The sequence below is a fragment of the Gemella parahaemolysans genome (assembly GCF_053758945.1).
Window position 1 is genome coordinate 1 of sequence record NZ_JBSMTP010000021.1, and the last position, 11,005, is coordinate 11,005.

The window sequence follows — 11,005 nt, forward strand, 5'->3', positions numbered from 1 at the left end:
TTACATCTTTAACTTTTAATGGAATTGTTACTTCTTTAGTTGTTCCATCTTTAAATGTTACTGTCGCTTCGATATTTGTTTCACCATATGCAACTGTACTTATTTGTGCTTTTGGTTCTACTTTTGCGATCTTATCAGTTCCATTAACGTTTCCTTCTTTTGATGTCGCTGTTACTTTAGCTTTTAAGTCATCGTTTGTTACTGGATCGTTTTGATTTACTTCGATTTGTGTACCTGCAACATTGTACTCATCACTTAACTTACGAACAACCACCGTAACATCAACAGTGTCTTTTGAACCATCTGGATACGTTACAGTTACTACTCCTGCTTTTTCTCCAGGACCTGTTACCGTACTTGGTGGAGTTGCCCATGTATATGTTGTACCTATAGGTAGTCCACGTTTATTAATACTTGTTCCAGCATCTGGCATTTCCCCATAACTTACTGTTTGTTTCTGTGAATCTGGTATTGCAGTATATTTCGTAGTCATTGATTTGACAGTAATTGTCACTCGTCTTTGACTAGAATTATTCGAATTATCCGTTACCTGGATATTAACATCATATGTCTTACTATCTTCTCCTGCAGGTAGTTTTGATACCTCTTGAACTCCATTTTTAAATTTAATTGTCTTAGTTGCATTGTCATATACTAAGAAATCTGGTAACCCTGTTACCGTTGTTGATTTAACACCAGTTCCTCCGTTATTATCCACAGATGTTACTGTTATTGAAGGCAATGTTCTATCCAATGCAATTAAATCCCAATTTTGTCTGTCTATTGGCGTTTGAATCGTTGGAGCTGTAACGTCTTTTACTTCAAGTGGAATTGATACAGAGTCTGTCGTATCATCAAGATATGTTACAGTCGCATTTATAGTTTGTGCTCCTGCATTCGTCGTACTGATATTTCCAACAGGAGTAACTGATTTCACCTTACTATTACCATTATTATTGATTGTTATCGATGCTTTCAAATCATTATTTGATACTGTATCATTCTGATTCTTAACTATTTTAGTAGCAATCGGTTCATGTTCATCACTTAATTTGCGCACTTTTACAGTCACAGTTACAGTATCTGTTGAACCATCCGGATAGGTTACCGTTACTACACCTACTTTATCCCCAGGACCTGTTGTCGTACTAGGCTTTGTTGCCCAACTATATCTTGTTTCTGTTGGTAACCCATTTTTTTGAATACTTGTTCCTGCATCAGGCGTTCCCCCATAACTCGCTTCTTGTATTGAAGGATTAGCAACTGCTGTATATTTTTGTGTTTGAGATTGAATATTAAAAGTAATATTTTTAGTCGCAGTATTCCCTTTTTTATCGACTGCCTTAACAGTCACTTGAATACTTGATTTACCAAGTTGGAAGTTGTTCGGAATAACGCCATTTATTTCAATTTTAGATTTTGCTGCATTATACATTAATGGTGCAGGAAGATTTTCAACAGTAACAGCATTTCCATCCTTAAGCCCTACTCCTTTATTATTATCCTGCGCAGAAATATTTATCACACTTGGCAATCCTTCTAATCTTGTTAATAATACTGAATCTGGTGCTGTAATAGTTGGATTAATATTGTCCACTATTTCTACTGGTATAGTTACAGTTTTCATCAAATGATTACCGCGAAGAATTTCAATTTCTTTATGTTGTACTCCTGCGGCGGAAGTATCTACAGTCGATGAACCACCTTTCCAACGAACAGTCAACTCACCTGGAAGTGCTGAATTATCCGAAACAGTAATATAATTTCTTGCGTCTCCTAGTTGACCAGATTGATTCTGGTTAATTTTTTTATCTTGTTTTCCTATAAAATCTAAAACTGTATAAGGAGTTGTTACATCTTTTGTTACTCCATTTTCATAAGTTGTTGTTACTACAACGTTTCTTGTCCCAACTTGTTGCAAATTAAATGGTGTTTTATAAGTTACTTGAGCTGTTGTCGGTACTTCATTTCCTGTTTTAGAACGTACTAATTCTCTCGGATTTGTATATAATTCTTTAGAGTCACCAAAATAAGCTGTTAAACTTGAATGTTTTGCTTCCACATCATTTGTCGCATTTGTTTGGATAGTTTTAGGATTAAATCCATCTTTAAAGTGGATTGTCATTGTTGTTCCATCTTCAGAAACTTCGGCACGTTCAAAATCGATATGGTGAGCTCGATTAACAACATCTGGATGTTCTGCTTTAAACTTCTCAATTAAAGCTGTTCTTTCAGCTTCTGTTAAGTGACGAACATCATCTACGTATGTTAGAGTTAAATCTCTCACAGTATTACGTTCACTTTGAGGTTTTATTGTAATATTATAAATAATATTGTAATTATTAGCAGGAGAGACAGTATCGTTAACAGTTAAAATAACTTGATAATTGCCAGGTTTTATAATTCCATTCGATCCTATATTCCCAAGAATACCTGCTTGAACATTTGGATTATTGATATTGTCAATTGTTGTAGCTGCTTGGAGATCTCCTCTACCTGATGATACAATTATAGACAAATCTTTGAATGGTTTTCCTGAAAGAGTTACTTTTTTTACTAGATAGAACGTATTAGCACTATCATGTCTAAATTTTTCTCCCTTAACTTGTATCTTAACCCAAAAATTATCAGAATTAAAATATGTCAAATTAGTATCCGCATTACTAACAACTTTACCATTTTGTACATTCTCTAATGGTGTAAATCTAATCCCTCTAAACGTGCTTTCTCCACCGTTTTCAATCATCTTCCCATTTCTAGCATCACGTTTCCCAGAATGTTCTCGTGTCATTCGGTTAGCTACTTTATTTCGAAGATAAATTACTTCGTTTAATAATTTCTGAATACTTTCTTCGCTATTATTAGTTGTTGGAAGTTTATCTGCTGTTTCAACTAATTCTTTTTCAGCATCACTGAACTCATAATTTATTTGATTAGCTATGCTATGAATCTCATTTACAGTTGTTGTTACTTTTGTTATTTTTTCGTTGTGTTTCCTTGCAACATCTTCTGTACTATTTTCTTGTTGTTTTTCTTTAATATTCTTCTCAACGTTTGATTTCTCTTCTTTAAATTCAGCTTTTTCTGTATCTTCTGATTTTTTATCTTCCTTAGGTTTATCCTCTAATTTATCAAAAGCTTCTTTAAGAGCTTTTACTTCTTTATCGATTTCTTCTTGAGTTATTTCTTTATTCTCTAAAGCTTTTTCTGCGCGTGACAAAATAAGATTAAGCTTTTCTGCTGATTTTTCAGTTTTTTTACTGATATCAGTTTTCTTAATCTTATCAACCAGATCTTTTAACTCTTTTTTATTAACTTCTTTCTTATCAATAGGTGATCCAACTATCTCATTTGTAGTTATCTTCTCTACCATCTTATTACTAGGGTTTTGTGTTTGCTTCTCCTTTTCTAACGTTGGCATCACGGTATGTGGATTTTCTTCACCTATATTACTGTTTTTTTCTTGTTTAACTACTATTTCTGAACCATTAACATCACCTGCATATGTTACTTGCGAGCCACTAATACTCATCCCACCAACAACAAAAAATAGTGAACAACCAAAAAGAATGTGTTTTCCCTTTTTAACCATGCGCCAATTTTTTTGTTGGAGCCCTTGTCGATTAAATAACATTTATTTTCTCCTTTTTTGCAATCTAGTATTTACGATATTATTAATATATATTATATCTCTAATCCTTTAGAGATTCAATACTTTCATATTATTTTAAAGTAAATTTTAAGTAAAAACAGATGCGTAAATAATAATAAAATTTAATAAGTTTAGATAATATTACGCATACATTTGACACATTAATAAAAAATATTATAATTATTAAATCACTAAATATTAGATTAGAATATAATATATAATATATCATCATTTTTAAAAATCTTTTCATTACTTTTACTGCAGTTTACATAATTTCACCTTGAGGAATTTTCTTATCTTTCATAGAAAATAAATAAAAAATTAGTTCTATAATATAACTTACTTTAATATTCAAGAAACATTTTTCTCTCATCAAAGAAATTATACATTACAAAACTAACTTTCTATATTTTCTATTAAGTTTTTTCTTTATTTATTCACAACATTCGCAGATATTCCAGTTGTAACTACTTCTACAGCTGATTCTAGTCCGCCTTCTACAAGATTTTGAATTGCAGTCTCTGTGTAGAATGCTGTATGAGGTGTGTAGATTACATCATCACGATCTATTAGCGTTTGTAGTAATTCATCATCAAACTCTTTTCCTTCGAAGTTTTTAGGAACATACTTACTTTCATTTTCATAAACATCTAATCCTGCCCCAAGAAGTTTTCCACTATCTAAAGCACGTAACACGGCCTTTGTATCAACTAACATACCACGAGCCGCATTTAGCAAGATTGAATTATCTTTCATCTTAGAAATAAATTCATCATTTACCATGTGGTTATATTCTTTAATAGCCGGCATATGAATAGTAATAATATCAGAATTCACTATTAAATCATCTAGATTTTCAACATAAGTTAAAACTTCTTTTGCCGCTTCATTTTGATAAACATCATAACCTAAAACTTTAGACCCTAATGCATTGAATAATCGAGCAGCTTGAGTACCGATTCTTCCAGTACCTATAACACCTACTGTTAAAGTTCTAAGTTCACGTGATAATATCCCTGGATTCCAAGAAAAATTATGCTTTTCTATATTACATTGAATTTTATTTGTATTTCTACTAATACGTAATGCAGAAGTTAGAACATGCTCAGCAATAGCATTCGGCGAATATGACGGTACATTCGTCATTTTAATTCCAAGCTCAGACATTAATTCTAAATCATAAATATCAAATCCAGCTGAACGAGTCGCAAAAACTTTAACTCCTTGTTCTTTAGCATATTCATATACATCACGTGTAAAAGGTTTGTTTTGAGCTAAGACTACACCTTCCTTACCTTCTAATAAATGTTTGTTATCTGATGTAAGTTCTTCCGTATAAACATCAATTTCAACCTCAGGATGAGCATTTCTCCAATTTTCTAATGCACTTTTTTCATCTTCTCTTAAATTAAAAAATACTAATTTCATATCTTTTCCTCCTTAGACAAAGTACTAGTTCAACTTTATTCTAGTAAACTTCTAATAAAATCAATATAACTAATTTTACCATAAAAATTAACTTACTAAAACAATTTTATTTTATTTTTCAAAAATTTTTTTAATAATTTCAAACAATTCATCGTTATTTTCCGCTATTTTATATGTATCTACATTCTCCGGTAATTTTTTCTTATAACGATTTATCCAAATCGCTTTCCATCCTGCATTATTCGCGCCTACTATATCATTCTCTAACGAATCACCAACATAATATAGCGAATCATTAGGAAGCTGTAATTTTTCTTGCATAATTTCAAATATTCTAACATCTGGTTTATTTATATCATAATCACCCGAGACAACAATATTATCTTTATTAATCCATCTTTCAACACCTAATGCTTTTACCTTATACCATTGATGTTTACTTGGTCCATTAGTAATAATTCCTAGCTTTATATTATTCTCTTTTGCAAATTCTAAAATACTTATAGTTATATTAGACATTTGCAATTTTTGTTGATTCTTTTTATATTCTTTTTGCATATTAAGTGCTTCTTCATCAGATAAGTATACACCCAAATCTTTTGCCGCTTCTTGAATCCTATAAATATGATATTCATCCATATTCATCTCTCCATTTCGAGAAGCTTCAAATTTTACATCACTATAATATCTACTTAAAAGATAAAATTTTTCCATGTCAATATCCATATTGAATAGATTCTTATATGCTTTTTCAAAGGGAACTATCTGTTCATATAAAGTATCGTCTACATCAAAAACAAGACCAATCATTCTATTTTCTTTACTCATCATTTTCCAATAATTTAATAACCTCTCCCAGATTCTCGATTATTTTATAAGCTTTTTCTTTACAAACTTCATCTGGTTCAAACATATCTGGAACCATTATAACTTTAGCACCCGCAGTACTTCCGGCAATTACACCTGCCTTAGAATCTTCCAGTACTATACACTCCCCAGGTTTTACACCTAAACGTTCTGCAGCTAATAAAAACACATCTGGTTCTGGTTTACCATTTTTCACCTCTGCCCCACTAGCAAGCTCATCTATATATTTTACAAGACCTGTTTTTTCCATATTGTTTGTTATATGATTCATATTAGAAGATGAAGCTACCGCAACTTTATAATTATTATCTTTTAGGTATATTAACAATTCCTCTATAAATGGCATTTTCTTAGGACCTGTCGTAAATAATATATCCTTGATATATTTATAATGATCATCAACTAATTGCTTTCCACTAACATCAGAATCCTTAAAATAATTTTCCCAAAATTCATAAATACTCTTTGTAGTAAAACCTAGCACTAGAAGAGTCTCCTCTCTAGTCATCTCATATCCTTGCTTTTTCGCACTATGAACAAATGCTTCTGTTGCCAAACTTTCGGTATCTACCATTAATCCATCCATATCAAATAACACTGCTTTTATACTCATGTTTATAACCTTCGCTTTTTCTTTTATATTTTTCATCTAAATTTTTACTTTATAATCTTTAAATTATTATATCATACTTAGTATTTCATAGGAAAATGTTTCTTTACAAGTATTGTTATTCTAAGATAATAAAAATATAATTGTAGATATTCAATATCCACGTTAATGAATCTTAAAACACTATATTACCTTTAAATTAAATATATTAAGCGTATTAAAATTTAAAAACGATAATAATGGTTTACTTTTTATTTCACTTTTTATTTGAAAAAATTTTATTTTTAGTGTATTATATAAAAACGTAGTAAAGCTACAATAATTTTGAATATAATATTAAACATGAGGTTAAAATTATGAAAACAGCTTTTGTGTGCGATTCAGCATTACAAATTAATAAAAATTTTGAAAATAACAATCCAATTATAGTTATCCCTGTCGAAGTTCGTCTTGATGATGAGATTTTCGAGGATAACGTAACTATAACTCCTGACGAATTTTACGAAAGGATACACAACGGACAAAAACCTAGCACAAGCCAACCTGCAGTAGGTAAAATTTTAAGCGTTTATGAAGATTTAAAACAACAAGGAGTAGAGCGTATCGTTGCTTTTAGCGTCTCTTCTAAACTATCCGGAACATATTCTTCTTTCGTTCAAGCTAAAGAACTTATCGATGGTATAGAAATCAAGATAATCGATACTCTTCAAATAGCAAGAATGGTAGGGATAGCTATCGAAAGAATTATTAAAGAATTCGAGACAGGAAGTCTACCATTCGAAAATATAGAAAATAGATACTTAGAACTTTCACAGCAACACAATGTTCTTGTAACAGTCGAAACTATGCAATATTTATATGCAGGAGGTAGACTTACTAAAGCTCAGTTCGTTCTATCAAACCTACTAAATATTCTTCCTATTATCACTATTAAAGATGGGCTCCTTGCAGTAAGTGGTAAACATAGAGGAATGAATAAAGTTCTTTCAAAAATGTGTGAAGAAATAAAAGAAAGAAATCCAAAGAGTTTATTTGTTCTTTATACAACAGATGAATTATTAGAAAAAGCAATGGCATCTATCAAGAAAACTTTTGGCGATATCGAAGTTGAAACAGAAATCGTTTCTCCTGTGATTGGATCTCATGCAGGACCTAAAGCTATCGCAATAGGATATCTAGGTTACGATAAATAAAAAACAAAAACACCTTAGAATTAGATTAAAGACTAATCCTAAGGTGTTTATTTATTAGGCGTGACTCCAAATTATAATGTTAAAAAAATCAAATTTGTCAAGTCAATTTCATTTTTTATTAAACTATTTTAAAATTTGTATCTACTAATGCAGCTTGAAGTTCTTCTTTCGAAACATTCCCTTCAACTTCGATAGTTTTTTCTTGGATATTAACTTTAACATTGTCTACATTATCTAGTTTTGATAATCTTTCCTTAACAGTAGCGACACAACCACCACATTTTACACCTTCAATACTATATTTATTTTTCATGATTAATCCTTCTTTCTTTTTATTAATTTAATTTTACTCTTTTTAATCTTAAAGCATTTAGAACTACAGAAATAGAACTAAAACTCATTGCGGCCCCTGCTAACATTGGATTTAACAATGGTCCACCGAATATGTAGAATACCCCCATCGCAAAAGGAATACCTATAATATTGTAGAAGAATGCCCAGAATAGATTTTCTTTAATATTTCTTATGGTTTTTTTACTTAAAACTATAGCATTAACAACAGAATTTAAGTCAGGTTTCATTAACACTATATCTGCTGCGTCGATCGCTACATCTGTTCCTGTTCCTACTGCTATTCCAACTTCTGCTTGTACTAGTGCTGGTGCATCATTAATACCATCACCAACCATTGCTACCTTTTTACCTTGAGCTTGAAGTTTTTTGATTTCATTTGCTTTATCTTCTGGTAAAACTTCACTAACAACTTTGTCTATCGATAATTGTTCTGCAATTACCTCAGCAGTTTTTTTATTGTCACCAGTCAACATAACTACCTCTAACCCTAAGCTATGTAATTTTTCAACAGTTTCTAAACTACTTGCTTTTATTTGATCGGCAACAGCTATAATTCCAGCTAGTTCAGAGTCTACAGCTATGAATAATGGTGTTTTCCCTTCTGAAGCATATTTCTCTGCTTTTTCAACTGAATCTTTTGTAACAATATTATTTTCCAACATTAGTTTTTCATTACCGATAAGTACTGACTTTCCATCAACCATTGATGAAATACCTAATCCTGTTAGTGAACTAAAATCTTTAACTTCTAACAGCTCTAAATTTCTATTTTTAGCTTCATCTACTATAGCTAGACCTAATGGGTGTTCTGAAAGATATTCTACACTCGCTGCAAGTTGCAAGAGAACTTCTTCAGATAAATTATTAAATGTCATTATATCAGTTACTGAAATTTTACCTTCTGTTAATGTTCCAGTTTTATCAAAAACAACAGTATCAACTTCTTTAGCTAACTGAAGAGCTTCTGAACTTTTTATTAAAATACCGTGTTCTGCACCCTTACCTGTACCTACCATTATAGCTGTAGGCGTCGCCAATCCTAAGGCACAAGGACAAGCGATAACAAGAACTGAGATAATAATTTTTAGAGAGAAACTCCATGAAGCATCTCCAGCAAAGTACCATAAAATTCCAGCAATTAATGCTAAACCAATAACAATAGGTACAAACACTCCTGAGATCTTGTCTGCAAGTTTTGCGATCGGTGCTTTAGAATTTTGAGCATCCTCAACAAGTTTAATAATCTGTGATAAAGTAGTGTCTTTTCCGACTTTAGTAACTTTCATTTTAAAGACACCTGTTTTATTAATACTAGCTCCAACAACTTTACTATTTATGTCTTTTTCTACAGGGATACTCTCACCCGTCAGCATCGATTCATCTATAGTCGAACGACCTTCAATCACAACTCCATCAAGAGGAACTTTTTCACCAGGACGAACAAGTAGTATATCACCTGTAGATATTTCATCTACTGCTACAACATGTTCTTCACCATCTATAATTAAATTAGCAGTTTTTGGTACCAATCCGACCAACTTACTTATAGCATTTGTAGTACGACTTTTAGATACTCCTTCAAAGTATTTACCTAGTGTTATCAACGTTAAAATCACTGCAGCTGATTCATAGTACAAATGCATAGCTGCATGTTCATCACCTAAATATGCTAATATCGTTGAATAAAAACTATATAAAAATGCTGCCCCTGCTCCTAATGCTACTAGAGAATCCATATTAGGTTTTCTTCTAAGAAGAGCTCTAATTCCTACACTAAAGAATTTTCTACCAAAATACAAAACAGGTAACACTAGAATAAACTGCACAGTTGAAAATAACTTTGGATTTCCCATTGGACTTAAACTTTCCAACGTAGGTAATCCTACCATCTCAGCCATCGCTATATACAACACAGGTACTGCAAATATAGCGGAATAAATAAACCTTTTCCATATACCATCAATTTCTTGTTGTTTTTTTTCAGCTTGATTATCAACTGAATTATCTATCTCTAATTTAGCTTTATACCCCGCTTCTTCTACTTTTCTCTCTATTTCAGCAACACTTAATTTTTCTTTATCGAATTTTACTACCATCTTCTCAGTAGCGAAATTTACAATGGCTTTTTCTGTTCCATCTAAAGATGAAATCGTATCTTCTATATTTTTCGCGCACGTTGCACAGCTCATTCCTTCTAATATAAATGTTCTCTCTTCAATACTAGAAACATAAGTAAGCTTATACCCCGATTTTTCTACAATCTTTTCTACTTCAGTTCTATCTATTCCTTCTCCTCTAGAAAGAGTAAGTTTACTTGTTGCAAAGTTTACATTGACATCTGATAAATTATCAACTTGTTTTAAACTCTCTTCAATATGCGCTGCACAAGAAGCACAGCTCATCCCTTCAATTAAATATGTTTCATTTTTTACCATATATTAATCACACCTATCTTTTAAATATTTTTATTCGTCTACATTTGTAGTCCTTGTTACAAATTAAGTATACTACCATCTAAAATTATTGTCAACAATATTTTAAATAATCAATAACAGCTATCATTATGATATAGAGAGTGACTCAAAAATCGTGATTCCAAAGAAATCGATTTTGTCGAGTCACCTCCGCACAGTTTATTAGATATCTAAAAAGCTTTTATAAAGCGAATTTAAATATCAATAAACCACTGCGTCTATGAGTTCTCATCTGAACTTTGCAAAATTTTAGGGACCTTTTTGTCAACCCCAGCTGATTTTCTAGGATTTAATTTAAAAAATAATGACCACCCCTGAAAAGGGGTGGTTTTCTCTTCGGGTATAACCCTTTATTACTAACACGCACCTCAAGGCGCTGGCTTTCACATTCGTTCAAGCCCTATTGTATTTTAACGCCCGCTACCCG

General features: G+C 31.5%; 7 protein-coding genes. 1 reads left to right on the top strand and 6 read right to left on the bottom strand.

Features of this window, described 5'->3' with window-relative positions; genetic code table 11:
- The 4 genes from ACWOBP_RS07950 to ACWOBP_RS07965 form a co-directional block, all read right to left on the bottom strand.
- Window positions 1–3,634: Rib/alpha-like domain-containing protein (locus tag ACWOBP_RS07950; RefSeq protein WP_455338233.1), on the bottom strand; the 3,634-nt coding region annotated here is incomplete at its 3' end.
- A 447-nt stretch (window positions 3,635–4,081) separates the two neighbouring features.
- Window positions 4,082–5,080, bottom strand: coding sequence for a D-2-hydroxyacid dehydrogenase (locus ACWOBP_RS07955; protein ID WP_455338234.1), 999 nt, complete (start codon window positions 5,078–5,080; stop codon window positions 4,082–4,084).
- A 111-nt stretch (window positions 5,081–5,191) separates the two neighbouring features.
- Window positions 5,192–5,908 carry an HAD family hydrolase gene (locus ACWOBP_RS07960; protein ID WP_455338235.1) on the bottom strand — a complete coding sequence of 239 codons (717 nt, stop codon included), beginning with the start codon at window positions 5,906–5,908 and terminating at the stop codon, window positions 5,192–5,194.
- Window positions 5,901–6,596: an HAD family hydrolase gene (locus tag ACWOBP_RS07965; protein ID WP_455338236.1), complete on the bottom strand. Its 696-nt coding sequence runs from the start codon at window positions 6,594–6,596 to the stop codon at window positions 5,901–5,903. The genes ACWOBP_RS07960 and ACWOBP_RS07965 overlap by 8 nt, the downstream gene beginning before the upstream one ends.
- A 317-nt stretch (window positions 6,597–6,913) precedes the next feature.
- Between ACWOBP_RS07965 and ACWOBP_RS07970 the strand changes: the two genes are divergently transcribed.
- Complete coding sequence (locus ACWOBP_RS07970; RefSeq protein ID WP_455338237.1) at window positions 6,914–7,750, top strand: DegV family protein; 837 nt, start codon at window positions 6,914–6,916, stop codon at window positions 7,748–7,750.
- Window positions 7,751–7,868: 118 nt separating this feature from the next.
- Here the strand turns inward: ACWOBP_RS07970 and ACWOBP_RS07975 are convergent, their stop codons facing one another.
- A complete protein-coding gene (locus tag ACWOBP_RS07975) occupies window positions 7,869–8,063 on the bottom strand; it encodes a heavy-metal-associated domain-containing protein (protein WP_455338238.1) in 195 nt (64 codons plus the stop codon).
- A 22-nt stretch (window positions 8,064–8,085) separates the two neighbouring features.
- Window positions 8,086–10,539 carry a heavy metal translocating P-type ATPase gene (locus tag ACWOBP_RS07980; protein WP_455338239.1) on the bottom strand — a complete coding sequence of 818 codons (2,454 nt, stop codon included), beginning with the start codon at window positions 10,537–10,539 and terminating at the stop codon, window positions 8,086–8,088.
- Window positions 10,540–11,005: the final 466 nt, after the last annotated feature.

Excerpts from the sequence above, each read along its gene's own strand:
- ACWOBP_RS07965 (WP_455338236.1), bottom strand. The coding sequence starts at position 6,596 with ATGAAAAATATAAAAGAAAAAGCGAAGGTTATAAACATGAGTATAAAA.
- ACWOBP_RS07955 (WP_455338234.1), bottom strand. The coding sequence starts at position 5,080 with ATGAAATTAGTATTTTTTAATTTAAGAGAAGATGAAAAAAGTGCATTA.
- ACWOBP_RS07970 (WP_455338237.1), top strand. The coding sequence starts at position 6,914 with ATGAAAACAGCTTTTGTGTGCGATTCAGCATTACAAATTAATAAAAAT.
- ACWOBP_RS07980 (WP_455338239.1), bottom strand. The coding sequence starts at position 10,539 with ATGGTAAAAAATGAAACATATTTAATTGAAGGGATGAGCTGTGCTTCT.
- ACWOBP_RS07960 (WP_455338235.1), bottom strand. The coding sequence starts at position 5,908 with ATGAGTAAAGAAAATAGAATGATTGGTCTTGTTTTTGATGTAGACGAT.
- ACWOBP_RS07975 (WP_455338238.1), bottom strand. The coding sequence starts at position 8,063 with ATGAAAAATAAATATAGTATTGAAGGTGTAAAATGTGGTGGTTGTGTC.